Here is a 20127-nt window from a genome sequence, read left to right on the forward strand (position 1 = left end):
CTAATCATACTTCAGCCACTTGAAAAGTTCTTTATAGGTAGGTTTTTTTCCGTACATCAAAATACCCACCCTATAAATTTTGGCAGCTAACCAAACGATACCTATAAAAGTACCGAATAATAGCAGTATTGAAACAACTAGTTCCCAAATTGGCACACCTCCCTCGCCAATACCGCCAGGTAATCTCATAAGCATTACAATCGGAGAAGTTAAGGGAAACAAAGAAAAGCCTACGGCAATCGGACCGTGTGGATTACTAAAAACAGAAAAGAAGCCAACATAAATGGCCAACATTAATGGCAATATAATGGGAAAAATAAACTGTTGGGTATCCGTTTCATTATCAACGGCCGCACCAATAGCGGCATAAATGGAGCTGTAAATCAAATAACCCAACAAGAAATAAACCAAAAAGAAGCCAATTAACATTACCCAAGGTATACTCAATAATTCTTGAGCGTATAACCGCATCGTCTGGTCGGCCACAGGTATGGGAGGAGCCATATTGGCACCCATTTGATCCTGTATATGGGCACTTGTATTCAAAACCGCAGGATCAATATCAAAAAAAGCGAAAGCTACCAACAGTAAAAGCGATGCAGAGACCAGCCAAATGGCAAACTGTGTGATACCAGCCAATGAAGTACCAATAATTTTGCCCAACATGAGTTGAAAGGGCTTGACAGAAGAGATAATAACCTCTATAATTCTACTTGTTTTTTCCTCTATAACACTGCGCATGACGAACCCGCCATAAATGATGATAAACATCATAATCAAGTAACCGAACCCACCGCCGATAAATGCTTTGATTTCGTTGATGCCCTTGATATTTGTTTGTCCGTCAAAAGTTGCGGTATGTATATCAAAATTGGTGTCGACAGTTTCGAATTCTGAAGCGGAGACCCCTAATTCAAGAAGACGTTGCTGCCTGAGCCTCTCTTGAAAAACTCCTTCAATTTTATCGATTATTGCGGTACTGGGCGCTTCTTTGGTATATAAAAAAGACCTACTGCAGACCTTTTCCAAATTGATTTCATCAGGTATGTACAATAGCCCATAGAAACCTAGACCGGAAACGGAATCCTTGGCGTGTTCCAAAGAAATATCATCAAATTGTAAATAGGAAGTGCTTTCTGTATTTACAAATTCGTTCGAAAAGAAGTCGCTCTCATTCAAAATACCTATCACCCGATGTTCGTTGTCATTGACCTGTGTTAGGTAAGCTATCAGGACCACCATGCCTACCATTAAGATAGGGCTCAAAAAAGTCATGATTACAAATGATTTATTACGCACCTTGGCCAAGTATTCGCGTCTAATGATCAATAATAGCTTATTCATGGCTCTTTACTTTGAACTGTCTGAATGAATATTTCACTGGTGGAAGGAATGGTCTCTACGAACCTGTTCACATTGGCTTTCGACGAAAGATAAACCAACACGTTTCTCGAATCGCTATTGGGCAACTGTAATGTAAAATCGAGTTGAGATTCTGCTGCATCGTACGAAGAAGAAGAAATATCGAATTTATCGGCAAGTTCTTTAAGAATCATATCAGCCGAATCGGTCTGAAGCCCTACTTTGAAAATATTGTTCTTGTAAGCTTTCTTGATATCTGAAAGTTTACCATCCAAAACCTTTTTTGAGCGGTGAATTAAGGCTATATGCTCGCATAGTTCTTCAACCGACTCCATTCGGTGTGTAGAGAATATAATTGAAGTGCCTTGCTCCTTAAGGTTAAGAATTTCGTCTTTGATAATGTTGGCATTAATTGGGTCAAACCCACTGAAGGGTTCGTCAAAAATAAGCAGTTTGGGCTCGTGTAAAACGGTTACTATGAACTGCACCTTCTGTGCCATCCCCTTGGAGAGCTCTTGTATTTTTTTGTTCCACCACTTTCCTATATCAAGTCTTTCAAACCAATATTCAAGCCGCTTCTTAGCTTCTGCCTTGCTGAGACCCTTGAGCTGAGCCAAGTAAAGAGCCTGTTCACCGACCTTCATGCTTTTGTACAGACCTCTCTCTTCCGGCAAATAACCTATTTGGGCGATATGCTCAGAGCGTAAAGGTTCGCCATCGAACAGTACTTCACCTTTATCGGGATATGTGATTTGATTGATAATTCTTATAAGAGTAGTCTTACCCGCACCATTTGGCCCTAATAATCCGTAGATACTGTTTTTAGGTATTTCTAAAGAAACATGGTCTAAAGCCGTATGTTCGCCATATTTTTTGGTGACTTCTTTAGTGACCAAAATATTGTTCATGCACACAATTTTGTCAAAGATATAGAAAAAGAACCGTCAGGCGGCGTTCAAAAATAATCTATGTTTTTAGGGAATGGATTTCAAAAACACCAAGCCCCATAAAAACAAAACCCACCCTTAAATGCATTTAAGGATGGGAAAAAAATTGCTATGAAAAAGAAAATTTATATTGGTTTCCCAATATTAACCAAATATACGTTTTTTATTTAAAAACCAAAGTTTTTGGCTTATGAGAACATATCTTTCACTTTTTCAAAGAAAGATTTATCTGATTTCTCAGGTTTTGGGTCGAAATTTTCATTTCCTTGCATTCGTTCAAAAAACTCCCGCTGTTCTTTATTGAGCTCTTTCGGCGTCCATACGTTTACGTGAACCAGAAGATCCCCGTTGCCATATCCATTTAAGCTTGAAATACCTTTTCCTCTTAGGCGTAGAATCTTGCCTGACTGAATGCCAGGTTCCAACTTGATTCGAACTTTGCCCCCAACGGCATCTATCTCTTTTGAAGTACCGAGAACGGCTTCAGAAATACTAATATAAAGATCATAGTGAAGGTTGTCACCTTCTCTCTTTAAAGTAGCATGTTCTTCTGTTTCAATGGCCACCAACAAATCACCAGCCACACCGTTACCGGGAGCGTCGTTACCTTTTCCGGGTACTTTAAGTTGCATACCGTCTTCTACCCCGGCAGGAATCTTTATGGAAACCGTCTCTTCTTGAATTTTCAGACCTTGTGCATCGGCATCACTTGGTTTTTTATCTAAAACCTGCCCACTACCGCTACAAGAACTACAGGTAGTTGCGGTCTGCATTCTACCCAAAATGGTATTGGTAATTTTTGTTACCTGACCACGGCCGCCACAAGTGCCACAGGTTTTATAGGTAACCCCATCTGCCTGTATCTTTCGACGCACCTTTACTTTCTTCTCTACACCATTGGCCACCTCTTCTAAAGTAAGTTTTACCCTGATGCGCAAGTTGCTTCCCTTAGCTCTTCGTTGACCTCCTCCGAAGCCGCCGAAACCGCCGAAACCACCGCCTCCACCAAAGGCGCTACCGAAAATATCGCCGAATTGGCTAAAGATATCATCCATGTTCATACCTCCGCCACCGAAGCCACCGGCACCCTCGAATGCAGCATGGCCGAACTGGTCGTACCTCGCCTTCTTATCAGGGTTACTTAAAACCTCATATGCTTCGGCAGATTTTTTGAACATCTCTTCAGCCTTTGAATCACCTGGATTTTTGTCAGGGTGATATTTCAAGGCCATTTTTCGATATGCCTTTTTTATTTCTGCAGCAGTGGCACTTTTGCTCACGCCCAATACGTCATAATAATCTTCCTTCATACTATATCTTAGTTACCCACGACTACTTTGGGGTGACGAATGATTCTCTCTCCTAATTTATACCCCTTCTCGACCACGTCTATCAATTTACCCTTCAGCTTTTTATCAGGTGCAGGTATTTGGGTTATGGCATCGTGAACTTCGGCATCAAATGTATCGCCTTGGTTCGCCTCTACCTCTTCAAGACCTTTTGATTTCAGTGTTTCACGAAATTTGACCCGAATCAACTCAACGCCTTTGAACATTTCTTTGTCTTCAGACTTGGCCAATTCTTTTAAAGCCCTATCAAAATCATCAAGTACCGGTAGCATAGAAACCATAATTTCTTGACCAGCAGTCTTGAACATCTCCATACGTTCTTTAGAGGTTCTCTTCTTGAAATTTTCGAACTCGGCGAACAAACGTAAAAACTTGTCTTTTTCTTTTGCCAAGTCTTCCCTTAGCTGATCTTCAACGCTTAACTCAGCTTCAGCTGCGTTCTCTTCTTCATTAATCTCATTATCAGCTGCTTCTTGACGTTGCTCATCGTCCAATACCTCTTCAAAGTCTTCAGTGATATCTTTATCGCTCATATATGCTTGAATTATTTTTCTCCATTTCGAAGTGGCAAAAGTACTGCCATTTCTTGAAAAATGTCAAAATGTCACCAAAAAGAGGTTGAAAGACACATTATTACAGGTAGCGAAAAAAATGGGGACAAAAAAAATTCCACCGAAGGTGGAATCATAAATAATTTACAGAACAAGTATTACTAGGAAATGTATTCGTTCTTATAACTAATTTTCGAGGTCTTTCCATCTATTTCATGCCCGTAAATATCACTCAAAGCACTGCAGATGTTGCTAAAATGAAACTGAAAACCTTCTTCTTCAATTTTCTTACTACTAACCCTTTGGCTAGCAAAAAGAAGGTACGACATTTCACCCAGAACCATATTCATTACAAACCTTGGTATGTTCGGCAACAATAATGGTTTCTTGAAAACTTGGGCAATTTTATCGACTAATTTTGAATTACAAACTGGATTAGGTGCTACACCGTTAAAAACACCTTCCAACTGGTTTTCAACCACAAATAGAAATATTCTTGCCAAATCGGAAACATGGATCCACGATTGCCATTGGTTACCAGACCCAAATGCAGCACCCACATAGTTCTTTATCGGTTTTGTCATTTGCGGTAACGCCCCACCCTTTGCGGAAAGTACCAAGCCTATTCTCACCTTGGAAACCGGAAACCGGAAAAATCGGAACTTATCGGCCTCTTTTTCCCAAACCGAAGCAACTTCACCTAGAAAGCTGTCATCGACAAGCTGGTCTTCTTCTGTATAATAATTGGATAACGAATCAGGGTATATACCCACGGCGGAAGCAGTTACAAAAGCTTCGATAGTATCTGACTTAGAGTCTTTTATGCCCTTATAAAGGGTTCTTAATGAATGGACGCGACTCGACAATATTATCTTTTTGTATTTAGGGGTCCACCTATTGGAGATAGTGGCCCCAGCCAAGTTGATAATGGCATGAACACCTTCAAAACAATTCAGATCGATTTGACCAGTACTTGGATTCCAATAAAAACCTTGGTACTCCTGTTTGGAGACTATTTTATCTTTGCTTGTTGTTAAGTAATTCACAGCAATGTTTCGCTCGTGACATTGCTTAACGATTTCCCTACCCACAAGCCCTGTTGCACCTGTAATCAGTATTCTCATGTATCAAAGATAAAAGATTGCCAGATTCACTGACACACCTTTAATTTCGATTTAACACTAATGATTAAGGCTATGTTAAAAACAGGATGTAAATTCCTATTTGTTAACATTTTAGGTAGTTATCAAGGCGCTTTTTTAGCTCGCAACATTTCTCTTTTTCCAGGCGGCCCCGGTAGTCGTTCGACCTCAAAACCGACCGCTTGCATCGCTCTTCTAACACTTCCTTTGGCGGCATAGGTCACTAGAATTCCTTCACCTTTTAATGCCCGGAACATAATAGAAAATATTTCCTCCGTCCATAACTCCGGTTGCACCCTAGCCCCAAAAGCATCGAAGTAGATTAAATTAAATCTATCCGAAGCATCTATGGAAAGAAAATCGATTTGCTTTTTTGTCAGCTTAAATTTATCGGAGATACTGAGCTCCTCTTCCCACTTACCTTCATGCATTTGAAGAAAACGCTGGTTTTCGTCTGTGGCGTTTAATTGCTCGGCATGATCTAAAAGATTGACCTCCTCCATTGAAACAGGAAATTTCTCTACCCCGCAATAATCAATAATACTGTTTTGCTTTTCACCTTCGAGATAGGTAATAAATGCGTTCAGGCCGGTGCCGAAACCTATTTCAAGTATGCTTATTTCATCATTGTCAAACAACGAAAGGCCATGTTTGATAAAAACATGATAGGCCTCTTGAACAGCACCGTGTTTTGAATGATATTGTTCGTTCCATTCAGTTATTTGAATGGTTTTAGAACCATCGCCCGTAGTAATGACTTTTCTTTCCAAAAAAATATAGATTATGGTAGTGCCCTAACCTATTATTTAGACATTAGAACACCGTCGGCTTCAAAACCGAATATTTTTTTCGGCTCTTTTATTTTAGCTATTTCCGATTCTGACATACCCGCATCTTTAGCATAGTGTTTTTGGTCGTCAACACTCATCGCCTCTACAAACGCGGTACCATTGACGATTACTTCCTTTCCTACTACATCAAAAGGCATGAAAAAGCCATAATCTTTAAATCGAACCATAGTTTCGTTACCGTCCTGTAGTTGAAGTTTCATCCAGCAACCTTTAACCCTACAGACGTCGGTAACGGTAGCCTTCATCTTTACCTGTAAAGAGTCGGCAGCGTTCATTCCGTTATATTTTTCGGTCATCTTTTCAGTAGACACATAACCAGAACCATTAAAGTCTTCGCCAAATACTTTATACTGTGTGCCATCGACCGAAGATTCTTTCTGGTTTTCCTGTGCTAAGCACCCAAAAGACAACACAAAAAAGACAAGTAATATGTTAAATCTTTTCATATACCATAAAAATTAGATTACCAATACAAAACTGGTGATTTTTACATGAAGATTGAAGAATGATTGCAATTAAAATTGGTATTTTTATTCTTTAAAATTTGAAACTATGAGTACAACCATGCAAAAAATCGGCATCGAGAAGGTAAAGCATTCTAAAATTGACCAAGTGGATTTTGATAATCTATCTTTTGGCAGTGTGTTTACCGATCATATGCTGGTATGCGATTATAAGGATGGAGCATGGGAAACACCAAAGATTACGCCCTATCAACCTATAACGTTAGATCCCTCATCTAAGATATTCCATTACGGCCAATCGATTTTCGAGGGAATGAAGGCCTATAAAGATACCGAAAACAAGGTATGGCTCTTTAGACCACTGGACAACTTTAAACGTTTGAATATTTCGGCCAAACGTATGGCCATACCTGAGATACCGGAAGAATACTTCATGGAAGGCTTGAAAGCGTTGGTAGAGGTAGACAAAAACTGGATACCTCAAAAAGATGGCAGCTCTTTATACATTAGACCTTTTGTTTTTGCGTCAGGGAAAGGCTTTCATGCCTCACCGGCCAATGAATACAAATTCTTAATCTGTTTAGCACCCTCAGGTTCTTACTTTTCAGGCAAAGTAAAAGTCTTAATAGAAGAGACCTATTCAAGGTCGGCCAATGGCGGTGTTGGTTATGCAAAGGCTGGTGGAAATTACGCCGGTCAATTTTACCCTACGCAATTAGCGGCCGAAAAAGGGTACAGCCAAGTCATCTGGACAGACGATAACAATCACGAATACATCGAAGAGGCAGGTGCCATGAACATATTCGTGAGAATAAACGACACCTTGATTACGGGCCCTACCAGTGACCGTATATTAGACGGTATCACACGAAAAAGTATTCTTCAAATTGCCGAAGACGAAGGTATTGCAACAGAAGTGAGAAAGATTACGGTTACCGAAGTTGTTGAAGCAGCTAAAAACGGCAGCTTAAAAGAAATGTTCGGGGCCGGTACAGCCGCGGTCATTTCGCCCATCGCTACTTTTGGTTTTAGAGATGTCGATTACGATTTACCTGAACTTAAAGATAGCTTTGCAACAAGACTGAAAAAAAGAATAACCGATATTCAGTTCAATAGAGCTGAAGACCCTTTTGGATGGCGTCTTGAGGTTTAAGACCAATTTTCTTAAAACATAAAAAGGGCGGGCAACTTAAAAGTTGCCCGCCCTTTTTGTACTCACTATTTTCTATTATTCTTCCAAGATTTTAGAAATATCAGGTTTAAAGTAATTAGGGCCTTTCAAGACTTTACCATCTTCTCTGTAAATTGGCTTACCGTCAGCGCCCAATTTACTCATATTACTACGCTGTATCTCTTCAAAAACCTCTTCTATTTTATACTGCATACCATGTTCCAAAATAGTTCCACATAAGATATACAGCATATCGCCCAACGCATCGGCCACCTCGACCAAATCATCATTAGAAGCGGCTTCGAGGTATTCTTTGTTTTCTTCGTCCATCAAATTAAATCGAAGCTTGTTTTTGGCCGCTCCTAAATCGGCTTTCATAGTTTCAGAAACGCCAAGGCCAAATGACTTGTGAAATAATTCGACGGCACTGATTTTATTTTTCATCTATATAATATTTAAAGAAGGTTAGCTATTGAACAGACTAAGGCTTAATTTTGCGCCAAAATAAAGAATATGTTCAGCACGGGACAAATTATCTTTGCTTCACTTTTTGCCATAGCTTTCGCAATCGTGGTAATTTTATCCTATAAAAAGGATAAAAAACTACATTCAAAGAACTACAAAGGTGTAAAATGGATTGCTTTAGGCTTTGCAGTTTTCGTAGGACTTTTATTCTTTATTAAGTTTTTCCTAAAAAATTAACAAATATTTTCTGTAGCACGCAAAAACACTTCTTACAGAAACCTAAAATCAATTTAATTACGTAAAGTATAACAAAAGGCGCATTTTTGCGTTTTATGAAAAAGGGGCAAACAAATGATGACATTTTTTACAATTTTATTGATCTTGATTGGGGCCAATGCCATATTTATGGTATTCAGTCTTAGTGGTGTTTCAGTTGGAGGTAAAAAAGAAACACAAGAAGAAGAAAAGGAGAACACCAACATCTATCCACTACGTTCTAGTTCAGAGAAGTTAAAAAAAGCTGTTTAACCTCCTTAAAACAGTTACGCTTACTGCGTTCTTATCATATTTAGATAGGATGGGCTTAACTGGTTCGGTTCTGTCTATACCCTACTATTTTCCGTATTTCATTCTTCGGGCAAAAATTATTTAAAAATTAAATGCTGCTGAACGCTTCATTGTGTATTTTGCATAAATGAAGCAACTATTACTTGTCTTTTTGGGAGGAGGAACCGGAAGCCTACTTAGGTATTTAATCTCAAAATCGTTTAACGGTTACTTTCAACACTTCTTTTTAGGCACTTTTATAGTCAATATTATTGGATGCCTACTTATTGGTCTTATTCTAGGCTATTCTTCTAAAGGCAATTTGATTGGTGAAAATCAACTTCTATTGCTCGCTACAGGTTTTTGTGGTGGCTTTACCACTTTCTCGACCTTTGCTTTTGAAAAACACTCTTTACTATCTTCGGGCGAACTACTCCATTTTGTAATCTACACAGGCTCAAGCATTCTTTTGGGCCTAGCTGCCGTGGCCATCGGCCTATGGATTTCAAAATTGTTATAAACATAACAATAACCTAACATTTGCGATTTTTTTAACGGAAAATCAAAAAAACCATTCAATCTCTCCATAATTTTCAAGGTTAGACTTGTTTCAACCCCTCATTTTCAATTTTCGTTCATTTTTTTTCAATTTCCACCAATCAAAAACTCATAATTATAATACTCAAATTATGCACCCCCAAAAAATATGGGGGTATAATTACAATAAACATAAAAATAGACTATATGACCCCCATTTTTTTAGGGTGTTAATTTTTTTAACATATATTTGGTTTGAATTCAATAATCAAATTATGAAACAAATCGAGGCAGTTATCAGAAAATCCAAGTTTGATGAAGTCAAAAAAGCGCTTCATGAAATCGAGGTCAATTTCTTTACATACTGGGATGTAACAGGAGTTGGAAATGAAAAACAAGGGCATGTCTACAGAGGTATATCCTACAGTACAAGTGACATACAGCGCAGGTACTTGTCCATAGTAGTATCCGATGAATTTTTAGAAAGGACGGTAAACAAACTTCTAGAGGTTGCCTATACAGGTAATGTAGGAGATGGTAAGATTTTCGTTTCAGAAGTAATCGAAGCTTACCGAATCAGAACAAAAGAGTCTGGTCAGGCCGGAATCAACTAATTACCAACCAATAAAACTTTAAGAAATGGACGCAGGATTATTTACAGCAAATAACGTATGGATGATGTTGGCTACCGCATTGGTATTCTTCATGCATACTGGTTTCGCCTTTTTGGAAATTGGCTTGACCCGACAAAAAAATACAATCAATATTCTTTTCAAGAATATTTTCATCATAACAGTAGGCCTTCTACTTTATTACGCTTGGGGTTTCAATATGATGTACCCTGGCTTTGAAGAAGGCTCTTCTGGCATCTTCGGTTTCGCAGGTTTTGGTATTGATGCCCCTGAAGGTGGTATGACACCTGACTATGCCGATGGTGGATACACTTGGTGGACAGACTTCTTGTTTCAAGGAATGTTCGCCGCTACCGCTGCAACAATCGTTTCAGGAGCCGTAGCCGAGCGTATCAAAATCGGTTCTTTCATGATTTTCACTGTAATCTACGTGGGTCTTGTTTACCCTATTGTAGGTGCATGGAAATGGGGAGGCGGTTTCTTGGATTCTTGGGGCTTCTACGATTTCGCAGGTTCTACCTTGGTTCACTCAGTGGGTGGATGGGCAGCTCTTGTAGCCATCTTCCTTTTGGGATCTAGAATTGGTAAATTCGGTGAAGACGGAAAGCCAAAAGCGATTCCTGGTCACAGCATTCCTTTGGCGACCGCAGGTGTTCTAATTCTTTGGTTGGGCTGGTTCGGCTTTAACGGTGGATCTGTACTTTCTGCCGACCCAGAATTGACTTCTTTAGTATTGGTAACAACTAGTTTGGCTGCTGCTGCTGGTGGTGTAGGTGCCTTTATCTTATCTACCATCATGTACAAAAATATGGACCTTACCATGTTCTTGAACGGTATTCTTGGTGGCCTTGTAGGTATTACTGCGGGTGCTGACCTAATGTCTCCGAATGAAGCGGTTATCATAGGTCTTTTAGCCGGTTTCATCATCGTACTTGGTGTAGCATTGATTGACAAACTTAAATTGGATGATCCAGTTGGTGCCGTAACAGTTCACTTGATAACTGGTATCTGGGGAACTTTGGCCGTAGGTCTTTTTGGAGATAAAGCCGGTGCAGGTCAGTTTATGACACAATTATATGGTGTACTTATCGTAGGTGCATTCTGCGTAGTGTCTGCCTTCATCATTCTAGGTGCACTAAAAGCCATCATGGGTCTTAGGGTCTCTAAAGAAGAAGAGGTTGAAGGACTTGACATTCACGAACACGGAATGGATGCATACCCTGATTTCACCAATGACTAATCCCAATATTTAAAAAGAAACGGAGCGTTCTGCCAAACGCTCCGTTCAATATAACCCTCTCAACAAATAAACCTGTTCTTGAACTCGCAGGTTACTCACTTAATAATCCCGATTAGGGATAACTAAAATTGAAACAAATGAAAGCGATTATAAATACAAAGTACATAAAAAATATCTTCTTATTCACGGTATTGTTTTGTTCAGCTACTATTGCAGTGGCTCAAGATGATGAAGAAGAAGGTTCTAAATTTTCATTTAGCGGGTCTATCGATGCCTATTACAGAGCGAACTTAAATGCCCCAAATGGACAAGATGCACAAGCACCTGGTTCTTCTTTTGCCAACCTTCCTGGTTTTGCATTAGGTATGGCCAATGTGATTGGAGCCTATGAAGGTGAAAAAGTTGGTTTCGTAGCCGACTTGGTTTTTGGTCCTAGAGGTACTGATGCCATCTTTGCTTCTCCAATGTATTCTGCAACCGGAAATATTGTGAACCAATTATATGCGTATTGGAATGTTTCTGATGCTGTAACCCTAACTTTTGGTAATTTCAATACTTTCTTGGGTTACGAGGTAATCTCACCTGTAGCCAACTTTAACTACAGTACTTCTTACCTTTTCTCTTACGGCCCGTTCTCGCATACTGGTTTAAAAGCTGACTTTGCGTTATCTGATGACTTCAGCTTAATGTTAGCTGTAATGAACCCAACTGACTTAACTGAGTTCAACCCAACCGGTCAATATGCTTGGGGTGCTCAATTGGGCTATAGTGGACAATACTTGAACCTTTTAATAGACAACGGTTCTTACGAAGTGGATTTCACTGGTGGTTTTGATTTGTCTGACACTTTCTTCCTAGGATTGAACGCCGCTTATTTTGACGGTGATGAAGAAGATGGTGTTGGTAGTTTTGCCGGTGTTGCGGTTTACCCACAATTGGCAACTTCAGATAACTTCACCATAGGTCTTAGAGGTGAATATTTCGCAGAAACTGATTTCTTTGGAGCAATTGGTGATGAGTTTGATGCTGACGGAGATGCTAGTGTATTTGCTGTAACCTTAACTGGAAGCGCTACAATTGGTGATTTGATGATTAAACCAGAATTGAGATTGGATAGCGCTTCTGAAGAAGTGTTTATAGATTCAGATGGAAACCCAATGGGAGGATTGACTTCCTTTGTATTGGCTGCCATCTACTCTTTCTAAAATGAATTGGATTGATTGAGTGTTTATAGTTTTAAGTTGTACAAAAGTTCCGTTCAGTATTTGAACGGAACTTTTATTTTGTCTCATCTTCAAAGGCCATCACTCCTGCCACAACTCTAGTTTCTAAAGCGTTTACGCTAGGCACTATCGGGCATGAGTACTTTTTATTATAAGCACAGTAGGGGTTGTAAGCCTTATTAAAATCGATAGTAATCTTATCGCCTAAAGGTATTCTCAAATCAATATAGCGCCCGCCAGTGTACGTCTCTTTTCCATTGGTAAGGTCTGTAAAAGGTAAAAATAGGTAATCTTCATACCCTTCCTCAAGCATCAATTCCTCGTTCTGGTAAATCTCTAGCTGCCACTTTTGACCATTCAAATTAAAGTGAGCGATACCATAAACTACCTCTTTCGACTTTCTGTCCGTAGTGGTGGGCATAAGAAACGGTAGTGCTTCAGGGGTTCTCAAAAATTGGGCCTCAACCACATAGGCCGTATCCGGTTCAAAAAACTTTAAACTCTCAAAATTCTTTCGATATCTATCGGGTAGTGGCGATGTCTCGGGGTTTTTAAACTCTTTGTTCAGTTCTTGCTGAAATTTTAAAATTTCGTTCAACTCATCCGAACTGGTAATGCCAACCTGCTTTGATTGCTCGTCGTGATATTTTTTATCAGTCTTACAGGCCAAAACGACCATAAGCGAAGCCAAAATTATTTTTTTCATAACCTCAAATTCTTCATTTTTCAAAAATACAACATAAAGCATTTTTCGCTAGCTTTGTTCAAAACCGAAACAGTGATGACTATTTCAATTAACAAACAAGTGTATTCTCTCCTAAATCATAGGGGCAGGCGAAGCTGTTTTTAAATTGATGAAAAAACAACATATGTAAAGCCTGGCCCTAGAGCCGGGCTTTTTGTTTTTACCTATTCAAGACCAACCATGAAAAAAATTTTAAATTCTTATCTATCATCTTTTGCAGGCCTTTCTAGCGAAGTTTGGTGGCTAGCACTCATTACATTGATCAATCGAGCAGGCACCATGGTTATTCCTTTCTTATCACTATATCTTACCCAAAATCTAGGCTTTACATTAGAGAATGTTGGCACAATAATGACCAGCTTTGGCTTAGGATCTTTATTCGGGGCATGGGCCGGTGGAAAGCTTACCGATAAAATCGGATATTATCAAACCATGGTAGGCAGCTTATTTCTCACGGGAATTCTTTTTATTTCAGTTCAATTCTTAGAAGGTCTTTGGCCTATCTGTATCGGCATATTTCTCTTGATGACAGTTGCCGATGCCTTTAGACCAGCTTCATACGTAGCCCTGAGCGCTTATAGCAAACCAGAAAATAAAACACGTTCGGTCACCTTGATCAGGCTTGCCATCAATCTTGGATTTTCAGCGGGTCCTGCACTAGGCGGTATTCTGATTTCTTCAGTAGGCTATGGCGGGTTATTCTACGCAGATGGCGGTACATGTATTTTAGCCAGCATTCTGCTACTGGCGGTCTTGAACCCAAAAAGAGCGAAGGTAACGGATACCTTAAAAATAGTTGAAAATCCGAAGTCAGCTTATTTTGATGGGCCATACATCCTATTTATCATCTGTATGATAATGGTCAGTTTCGCTTTTGTTCAATACTTTTCTACCGTACCCATATTTTACAAAGAGGTGCATTCACTTTCTGAACTGGAAATAGGCATTCTTATGGCACTGAACGGTTTCACCATTTTTCTGCTAGAGATGCCTCTTATAAAATTCATGGAGAGCAAAGCCTTTTCGCAATTGACGAATGTACTTTTCGGCCTTGCTTTGATCGGATTGAGTTTTTTTGTCCTGAACCTATTTGAGAACTCGTCAATTCTGGTAGCCGGAATGTTACTGATGACTTTTGGTGAAATGATAGCGTTTCCCTTCTCAAATGCCTTTGCCATGAAAAGAGCTACAAGAGGAAAGCAAGGTGAGTATTTGGCTCTCTATACCATTGCATTCTCTATTGCCCACGTATTTGCCCATAATTTAGGAATGAAATCTATAGCCAAATTTGGGTTTCAAACAACTTGGTATACCATATGTATAGTTTGTGTCGTAGGTATCGGTCTTTTGGCCGCTTTAAACAAAAGCTTGAACCGAAAGAAAGCTATTCTTGAATGATTTCGTATCGTGCATTTTTTAGATATCGTTCAACAAGTTCATTGAACTCTGGGGTAATTCTTAATAACGCTGTATTATCTAAGTTATATAATCGGGCCTTATCGACATACCCCCTTTTTAAGAGCTCTTCAAGATAAAATAGAGCCGCCCCGTAATCATCTAATTCTGAACTTAAGGAAATGACCTGCAGATAAGCATCGTGACCTTCAGGTTGTAATATGGTCTTCAACATATACAGAAAATTCAAACCTTCGACATCTTTCGTCTTAGCATCTTTGACCATGTCTATATTATCTGCCAAAAGGGCATTAACATACCCTTCAAGCCTAAACCCCATCTGGTTGATAAGTACATCCGGGTTTTTTTTGAATTTTTGAATTTCTTCGGTCTGATACTTCCACCATCCCAAATTATTATAATTGTAGGTTAGCAAGTCTTCCTCCATATAATAGGCGTAGTCTTCTCTCAAAAATTGTTCTTTAAGAAAATTATTGGTCTGGCTTCTATTGGCAACCTTAAAACGACTGGTCTTGCGCAGCACCTTCCTACTGTCCTTTACAGAGTCAATGGTTCTAAAAGGACTATAAATTTCCATCATTTCAGAAAGCTTCGATTCAGCAAGAAGCGGTCTGTTAGCAGATACGTAAGTACTTACACTTGCTAAGTCTTTTCGATAATTTTGATTGACAAATTCATCATCCTTATCAATAAATCCCTTCGCCATGGCATTCATGGTCAGGATGCCAAGGGCGTCTGAGAGTAACTCGCTCGGGGGCCACTCATGCCCCCCTTCAAAGGCCAAGATTTGGTTGGGAAACCTCATACGGTTCAAAGTCGACTCCACCTGCTGCACGTCCATGTAATTATAGTCGGCGTTTCCGACAATATTTATGAACCGATACGGATTTTTACTTGTAAGTATTTCGGTATTCGCCAATGAAGTGCCACAGGCCACCACCCCGGTAATAGACTTTAAAAATGTAGGAACCAAAGTCGCATACTTGCCACCGCTACCAAACCCGGCGGCATAAATTTGATTCTGATGAATGGGCAGTATTGTAACCACCGTATTAAACATTCGCTGAGTGGCCAGGACATTATCGGATATAGAAAGTGTATCTGAAAGATTATTAGGGGCCGCAAGAATATAACCATGTTCTTCAGCGGCATCTTTGAACATTCGAAGAGACCGGCTTCCCCTGCCCTGCATATCAAATACGAACGCTACTGGCCATGGCCGGTCAATTTCAAAATCGGTCGGCAAATACAGCGAATAGCTTTCGGTGATGGAATCGTTTACTACCAGTGAATCTATAATGATGCCTTTTTTCAAGACTATCTTTTGTGAATAACAAGTGATGGCAAAGCCAAGGGCCAAGACGGTAAGTATTTGCTTCATAACTTTATTTCATCAAAAATCTAGCCAAAGTTCGATAAGTTTCGTGCTTGAAAAGCTAAGAAAAGATAATCGAATTTTGACCTATAAAATTAAAGACGTTCAGAAAATTTTAGTTTTGCCAATTGCTGATAGGGGCATTATTGACCACATTAGATAGCACAATATGGGTTCGGGTCTCACCATATTGAATGAGCTTATCGATAAACTTTTCTAGGTGAAATTGATCCTTAAGAACAACCTCCATAACAATGTTCTCATTGCCCGTGATACGATAGCAATTAACCACCTCTTTAAACGATTTTACTATTTCAAGAAATGGTTTTAACTTACCCATAAAAGCCCTTAAGGTTATGATTGCTTTAAGTTGATGGCCCGTAAGGGCATGCGATACTTTAGTACGATAACCTTCAATAACTCCAAGGTCTTCCATCTTCTTGACCCGTTCGGCAACAGCAGGAGGAGTAAGGCCTACTGTGCGACCAATATTGGCAAAGCTTTCGCGGGCATTATTCTGTAGGCATTGGAGTATTTTCCAATTTAAATCATCCAACTTTAGATTTGAATCCATAATTCAAAAATAATTTATTTTCAAAAGACAATAACATTTTTCCTTTTCGATTACAAAGACAAATATAGCTATCTGGCAGTAATTTTATAGTAGTTATTGCTACTGAAAGAAAATGTCTTACGATAAGTTAAAATCGTTGCCTGTTTACCGAAAGTCTCTGGAACTGTGCTACATAAGCAGAGAGATTGCATCATACGTAACATTCAATAAAGATTTATTAAAATTATATCAATCGAACAGTCTTCGAGATATTATTGCCGACTCTCTATTGACAGATGCCATACTGATTCCCCAAAAAATTGCTTTGGCGGAACGATTGGGCACACATACCGAAAGACAGAAGAGTGCCGCCTACATCAACATCATGATCCGCAACATTATGTCTTACTGCAATGGCCTGGAAAAAGACGGTGTAAAGGAAAAGGAATATCTAAACCTTCTTAGAAAAGAGGTAAGACTGTTCAGAAAGAGCTTCAAATCTTGGAGGAGTTCTTTTAAGGATGGAAATAATCTAAACAGAAACTGATTAATTCAATAAATCAGTCTTTATTTACTTAACAATCTTTATTATTTTTTCTTAAAGTTCTACATTTAGAGCTTTAAATCGCTATTCTTGAAAACCACTATTCTAATACATTGCACCGACCGTTCAGGGATTATTAATGCCGTTACGGGTTATATTCACCGAAAAGAGGGAAACGTTATCTACTTAGATCAACATGTTGATAAAGAAGCCAACGTCTTTTTCATGAGACTTGAAAGCGATTTTGAAAAAGAAGATTTTTCAATTCAAGATTTCGAAAATGGCTTTCAGACGGAACTAGCCGATAGTTATGGTATGGAATGGAGTATTCACCAAGCCGTGCCAAAACCAAAAATGGCTTTATTCGTATCAAAATACAATCATTGCCTTTACGATCTTTTAAGCAGATACCATTCAGGAGAACTCGAAGTAGAAATACCTTTTATCATTAGCAACCACAACGATTTAAGACCGATTGCGGAGCAGTTCGACCTGCCTTATCACCATATTCCGGTTACAAAAGATTCAAAGAAAGAAGCCGAAAATAAACAGTTAGAACTTTTAAAAGTAAATGGGGTAGATTTTATTGTACTGGCCCGCTACATGCAAATTGTAAGCCCTAGAATAATTGATGAATACCCCAATAAAATTATAAACATACATCACTCTTTCTTGCCCGCCTTTGCTGGCGCCAAGCCCTACCATGCCGCTTTTGAACGTGGGGTAAAAATTATTGGGGCAACCAGCCATTATGTGACCGAAGAACTCGATGCGGGCCCGATTATAGAACAAGATGTCACTGCTGTTTCCCACACCCATAGTATCAAAGATTTTATAGCGAAGGGAAGGGACTTGGAAAAGATTGTGCTGGCAAGGGCAGTTAAGCTACACGTCAGACGTAAAACAATGGTCTATAACAACAAGACCGTAATATTTTCTTAAAGTTTTCAGGTTCTATATGATTTTGCCGGTGTAGCCGTTTTCTTTGTACAGGTATCAATAGATACTATTTATTTCTTCAAACAAAACCGAACACGATGGTCAAAAAAATCATTTATAGTTTCATTTTCCTATCCCTCATTTCCTGCAACGAACTTCAACAGGTCGTCAACCAGCTTCCTCAGGGAGAAAGCGGAATAGGAACGGCCCAAATTGCTGCCGGTCTTCGAGAAGCTCTCGACAAGGGTATTGACAAGCAGGTCAGTAAACTCACCCAAGAAGACGGCTTTTTTAAAAATGAACTGGTAAAAATTCTTTTGCCCGAAGAGTTGCAAAAGGTAGATAAAACGTTACGTGATATAGGTTTAAGTAATCTAGCGGATGAAGGTCTGAAAATACTCAACAGGGCCGCTGAAGATGCCGTAGGGGAAGCTACGCCCATCTTTATTAACGCAGTTAAAGGAATAACCTTTAGTGATGCCAAGAGTATTTTGTTGGGTTCAGATGATGCCGCAACCCAATACTTAACGAACACTACGAAAACCGAACTATACGCAAAGTTCAATCCGGTTATTCAAAACTCTTTTGAAAAGGTAGGTGCGGATAGAATTTGGGCCAATTTAATCAATAGGTACAATAGCATTCCGCTAACTAAAAATGTCAACCCAGACTTGACCGATTACGTTACTACTGAAGCCTTAAAGGGCGTTTATACCATGATTGCCGTTGAGGAGAAAGAAATTAGAAATAATGTCTCGGCCAGAACTTCCGACCTTTTAAGAAAAGTATTCGTTTTGCAGGATTAATTCAAAATAAAAAAACCTGTTTTAAACATAATAACTTGATTTTAAATCCGTTGAATTAATAGGTTATTAGAATATTGATTTATTTCGAGTTTGTAAAATTTTTGAGTTAGTTAGTTTAGAAACCGGTGGCAACACCGGTTTTTTTTATGAAAACAATTGGGAACTCCGAATTTCAGTAATTATTCAATTACCAAAATCTGAGATGTATGATATGACAAACCTGTTGAAAAAGCCAGATTGTTCAACATTTACCACATGACCGCATTGCTCGATCATAAGCAGGCTTGCTGTAGATTGCTTTTGCACCATCTTCTTCACCGATGGCAGAAAAAGATAATCTTCACCCCCCATAACGTACAAGGTCGGTATCTTAATATCTTTACCTCTGAACATTCGTAAGAGCGAACTGATCTGAGATCCCATCTTGTACCACCTTAAAAATTCTTTTTGGTAAAGTTTTTTGGCTTCCCTAACAAACAGAGATCGCGATTCTTTATGATTGCTATCGGGCATTATCGCAAAAGTAAAAAGTCGATAGAGCCAAATGTAAGGCACTAAAGACTTAAACATGTTACCAAATACCATCAGCAACCGAAAGCGCATGTCGAGACGTATAATTGCACCTCCCATCACCATACTCACTACCCGTTCAGGATATCTTTCGGCTAAATTACGTATCAATACGGTTCCTAAAGATATCCCCACAAAATGAGACTTCTGAATTTTCAGATGGTTCAGAACCTCTAAAATATCTTCTGTGACAAAATCAAAAGTATAGCGATCATCAAAAGCATCCTTTAGAGCAGGCTTTGATTTACCATGCCCCCTCAGATCCAACAAAAGCACATTAAACTGCTTTTTGAATTCTCGTAATTGTTTGAACCAAATTGATGAGCTACCTCCAGCACCATGTACGAAGGTTACCCAGACTGAAGAATCAGCGTGCGGATATATCGAATAATTTAACAAATGTGTTCTCTTAAAATTTCCTTTTTGGAAACTATGTAATGTATGAAATCTTTTGATTCAAAGCACATTAGAAATTTATAATTATAAACATCTTTTTAAGATATATTATAACTTTCAAATATTGACGAAGCCTATCAGGATACTCGATTAGGGAAACTTTTTAAAGGAAGAACTTGCACCAATTCAACCATGGTTCTAAACAAGAAGATCCCTAAAGAAAGTCCTATTAAAATAGATTGTTCTCAATAAGAAGATTAGTCAATTGTTAAATTAACATCAATTGAACTAATTTTTGCATCA

The 20127-nt window shown here is 39.0% G+C and carries 22 protein-coding genes; 10 read left to right on the forward strand and 12 right to left on the reverse strand.

Features of this window, described 5'->3' with window-relative positions; translation table 11 throughout:
- The 7 genes from IL356_RS17125 to IL356_RS17155 form a co-directional block, all read right to left on the reverse strand.
- On the reverse strand, window positions 1-1344 hold the full coding sequence (locus tag IL356_RS17125) for an ABC transporter permease (protein ID WP_121849793.1): 1344 nt from the start codon (window positions 1342-1344) through the stop codon (window positions 1-3).
- Window positions 1341-2270, reverse strand: a complete 930-nt coding sequence (locus IL356_RS17130; RefSeq protein ID WP_121849794.1) for an ABC transporter ATP-binding protein — start codon at window positions 2268-2270, stop codon at window positions 1341-1343. The genes IL356_RS17125 and IL356_RS17130 overlap by 4 nt, the downstream gene beginning before the upstream one ends.
- 227 nt (window positions 2271-2497) lie before the next feature.
- Window positions 2498-3619, reverse strand: a complete 1122-nt coding sequence (dnaJ, locus tag IL356_RS17135; protein WP_121849795.1) for a molecular chaperone DnaJ — start codon at window positions 3617-3619, stop codon at window positions 2498-2500.
- An 8-nt stretch (window positions 3620-3627) separates the two neighbouring features.
- Window positions 3628-4191: a nucleotide exchange factor GrpE gene (locus IL356_RS17140; protein WP_121849796.1), complete on the reverse strand. Its 564-nt coding sequence runs from the start codon at window positions 4189-4191 to the stop codon at window positions 3628-3630.
- 179 nt (window positions 4192-4370) lie between these two features.
- Window positions 4371-5333: a TIGR01777 family oxidoreductase gene (locus IL356_RS17145; RefSeq protein ID WP_121849797.1), complete on the reverse strand. Its 963-nt coding sequence runs from the start codon at window positions 5331-5333 to the stop codon at window positions 4371-4373.
- A 122-nt stretch (window positions 5334-5455) separates the two neighbouring features.
- Window positions 5456-6121 (reverse strand): tRNA (5-methylaminomethyl-2-thiouridine)(34)-methyltransferase MnmD, encoded by a 666-nt coding sequence (gene mnmD / locus IL356_RS17150; protein ID WP_121849798.1) that lies wholly within the window; start codon window positions 6119-6121, stop codon window positions 5456-5458.
- 32 nt (window positions 6122-6153) lie between these two features.
- Window positions 6154-6648, reverse strand: a complete 495-nt coding sequence (locus IL356_RS17155; protein WP_121849799.1) for a DUF4920 domain-containing protein — start codon at window positions 6646-6648, stop codon at window positions 6154-6156.
- A gap of 106 nt (window positions 6649-6754) precedes the next feature.
- Here IL356_RS17155 and IL356_RS17160 point away from each other — a divergent pair, with 106 nt between their 5' ends.
- Complete coding sequence (locus IL356_RS17160) at window positions 6755-7819, forward strand: branched-chain amino acid aminotransferase (RefSeq protein WP_121849800.1); 1065 nt, start codon at window positions 6755-6757, stop codon at window positions 7817-7819.
- A gap of 75 nt (window positions 7820-7894) precedes the next feature.
- On the opposite strand, the gene IL356_RS17165 is transcribed toward IL356_RS17160, so the two are convergent.
- Complete coding sequence (locus IL356_RS17165; RefSeq protein WP_121849801.1) at window positions 7895-8281, reverse strand: pyrophosphohydrolase domain-containing protein; 387 nt, start codon at window positions 8279-8281, stop codon at window positions 7895-7897.
- Window positions 8282-8653: 372 nt separating this feature from the next.
- Here IL356_RS17165 and IL356_RS17170 point away from each other — a divergent pair, with 372 nt between their 5' ends.
- The 5 genes from IL356_RS17170 to IL356_RS17190 all read left to right on the forward strand — a co-directional run bounded on the left by IL356_RS17170 (window position 8654) and on the right by IL356_RS17190 (window position 12462).
- Window positions 8654-8830: a hypothetical protein gene (locus tag IL356_RS17170; protein WP_162987930.1), complete on the forward strand. Its 177-nt coding sequence runs from the start codon at window positions 8654-8656 to the stop codon at window positions 8828-8830.
- A 166-nt stretch (window positions 8831-8996) separates the two neighbouring features.
- Window positions 8997-9368 carry a fluoride efflux transporter CrcB gene (crcB, locus tag IL356_RS17175; protein ID WP_121849803.1) on the forward strand — a complete coding sequence of 124 codons (372 nt, stop codon included), beginning with the start codon at window positions 8997-8999 and terminating at the stop codon, window positions 9366-9368.
- Window positions 9369-9660: 292 nt separating this feature from the next.
- Window positions 9661-9999, forward strand: a complete 339-nt coding sequence (locus tag IL356_RS17180) for a P-II family nitrogen regulator (protein ID WP_121850767.1) — start codon at window positions 9661-9663, stop codon at window positions 9997-9999.
- Between the two features lie 25 nt (window positions 10000-10024).
- Window positions 10025-11257, forward strand: a complete 1233-nt coding sequence (locus IL356_RS17185; RefSeq protein WP_121849804.1) for an ammonium transporter — start codon at window positions 10025-10027, stop codon at window positions 11255-11257.
- A gap of 137 nt (window positions 11258-11394) precedes the next feature.
- Window positions 11395-12462, forward strand: a complete 1068-nt coding sequence (locus IL356_RS17190) for a porin (protein WP_121849805.1) — start codon at window positions 11395-11397, stop codon at window positions 12460-12462.
- Window positions 12463-12535: 73 nt separating this feature from the next.
- Here the strand turns inward: IL356_RS17190 and IL356_RS17195 are convergent, their stop codons facing one another.
- On the reverse strand, window positions 12536-13078 hold the full coding sequence (locus IL356_RS17195; RefSeq protein ID WP_380084817.1) for a DUF1684 domain-containing protein: 543 nt from the start codon (window positions 13076-13078) through the stop codon (window positions 12536-12538).
- 327 nt (window positions 13079-13405) lie between these two features.
- On the opposite strand from IL356_RS17195, the gene IL356_RS17200 reads away from it, so the two are divergent.
- A complete protein-coding gene (locus IL356_RS17200; protein WP_121849806.1) occupies window positions 13406-14623 on the forward strand; it encodes an MDR family MFS transporter in 1218 nt (405 codons plus the stop codon).
- Here IL356_RS17200 and IL356_RS17205 read toward each other — a convergent pair.
- Complete coding sequence (locus IL356_RS17205; protein ID WP_121849807.1) at window positions 14610-16022, reverse strand: alpha/beta hydrolase; 1413 nt, start codon at window positions 16020-16022, stop codon at window positions 14610-14612. The two genes, IL356_RS17200 and IL356_RS17205, sit on opposite strands and share 14 nt — an antisense overlap.
- Before the next feature lie 109 nt (window positions 16023-16131).
- A complete protein-coding gene (locus IL356_RS17210) occupies window positions 16132-16590 on the reverse strand; it encodes an Lrp/AsnC family transcriptional regulator (protein WP_121849808.1) in 459 nt (152 codons plus the stop codon).
- 112 nt (window positions 16591-16702) lie between these two features.
- Here IL356_RS17210 and IL356_RS17215 point away from each other — a divergent pair, with 112 nt between their 5' ends.
- From IL356_RS17215 to IL356_RS17225, 3 genes are all read left to right on the forward strand, one after another.
- A complete protein-coding gene (locus tag IL356_RS17215; RefSeq protein WP_121849809.1) occupies window positions 16703-17116 on the forward strand; it encodes a hypothetical protein in 414 nt (137 codons plus the stop codon).
- Between the two features lie 87 nt (window positions 17117-17203).
- Complete coding sequence (purU, locus tag IL356_RS17220; protein ID WP_121849810.1) at window positions 17204-18055, forward strand: formyltetrahydrofolate deformylase; 852 nt, start codon at window positions 17204-17206, stop codon at window positions 18053-18055.
- Window positions 18056-18150: 95 nt separating this feature from the next.
- On the forward strand, window positions 18151-18858 hold the full coding sequence (locus IL356_RS17225) for a DUF4197 domain-containing protein (protein ID WP_121849811.1): 708 nt from the start codon (window positions 18151-18153) through the stop codon (window positions 18856-18858).
- Window positions 18859-19041: 183 nt separating this feature from the next.
- Here the strand turns inward: IL356_RS17225 and IL356_RS17230 are convergent, their stop codons facing one another.
- Window positions 19042-19827, reverse strand: coding sequence for an alpha/beta fold hydrolase (locus IL356_RS17230; RefSeq protein WP_121849812.1), 786 nt, complete (start codon window positions 19825-19827; stop codon window positions 19042-19044).
- Window positions 19828-20127: the final 300 nt, after the last annotated feature.

The sequence above is a fragment of the Euzebyella marina genome (assembly GCF_014855515.1).
GTDB classification, from domain to species: Bacteria; Bacteroidota; Bacteroidia; order Flavobacteriales; family Flavobacteriaceae; genus Euzebyella; species Euzebyella marina.

Coding starts and splice junctions, on each gene's coding strand:
- IL356_RS17160 (WP_121849800.1), top strand. CDS start 6,755: ATGAGTACAACCATGCAAAAAATCGGCATCGAGAAGGTAAAGCATTCT.
- IL356_RS17140 (WP_121849796.1), bottom strand. CDS start 4,191: ATGAGCGATAAAGATATCACTGAAGACTTTGAAGAGGTATTGGACGAT.
- IL356_RS17215 (WP_121849809.1), top strand. CDS start 16,703: ATGTCTTACGATAAGTTAAAATCGTTGCCTGTTTACCGAAAGTCTCTG.
- IL356_RS17130 (WP_121849794.1), bottom strand. CDS start 2,270: ATGAACAATATTTTGGTCACTAAAGAAGTCACCAAAAAATATGGCGAA.
- IL356_RS17145 (WP_121849797.1), bottom strand. CDS start 5,333: ATGAGAATACTGATTACAGGTGCAACAGGGCTTGTGGGTAGGGAAATC.
- IL356_RS17155 (WP_121849799.1), bottom strand. CDS start 6,648: ATGAAAAGATTTAACATATTACTTGTCTTTTTTGTGTTGTCTTTTGGG.
- IL356_RS17190 (WP_121849805.1), top strand. CDS start 11,395: ATGAAAGCGATTATAAATACAAAGTACATAAAAAATATCTTCTTATTC.
- crcB (WP_121849803.1), top strand. CDS start 8,997: ATGAAGCAACTATTACTTGTCTTTTTGGGAGGAGGAACCGGAAGCCTA.
- IL356_RS17200 (WP_121849806.1), top strand. CDS start 13,406: ATGAAAAAAATTTTAAATTCTTATCTATCATCTTTTGCAGGCCTTTCT.
- IL356_RS17165 (WP_121849801.1), bottom strand. CDS start 8,281: ATGAAAAATAAAATCAGTGCCGTCGAATTATTTCACAAGTCATTTGGC.
- IL356_RS17205 (WP_121849807.1), bottom strand. CDS start 16,022: ATGAAGCAAATACTTACCGTCTTGGCCCTTGGCTTTGCCATCACTTGT.
- IL356_RS17170 (WP_162987930.1), top strand. CDS start 8,654: ATGATGACATTTTTTACAATTTTATTGATCTTGATTGGGGCCAATGCC.
- IL356_RS17180 (WP_121850767.1), top strand. CDS start 9,661: ATGAAACAAATCGAGGCAGTTATCAGAAAATCCAAGTTTGATGAAGTC.
- IL356_RS17185 (WP_121849804.1), top strand. CDS start 10,025: ATGGACGCAGGATTATTTACAGCAAATAACGTATGGATGATGTTGGCT.
- IL356_RS17225 (WP_121849811.1), top strand. CDS start 18,151: ATGGTCAAAAAAATCATTTATAGTTTCATTTTCCTATCCCTCATTTCC.
- IL356_RS17125 (WP_121849793.1), bottom strand. CDS start 1,344: ATGAATAAGCTATTATTGATCATTAGACGCGAATACTTGGCCAAGGTG.
- IL356_RS17210 (WP_121849808.1), bottom strand. CDS start 16,590: ATGGATTCAAATCTAAAGTTGGATGATTTAAATTGGAAAATACTCCAA.
- dnaJ (WP_121849795.1), bottom strand. CDS start 3,619: ATGAAGGAAGATTATTATGACGTATTGGGCGTGAGCAAAAGTGCCACT.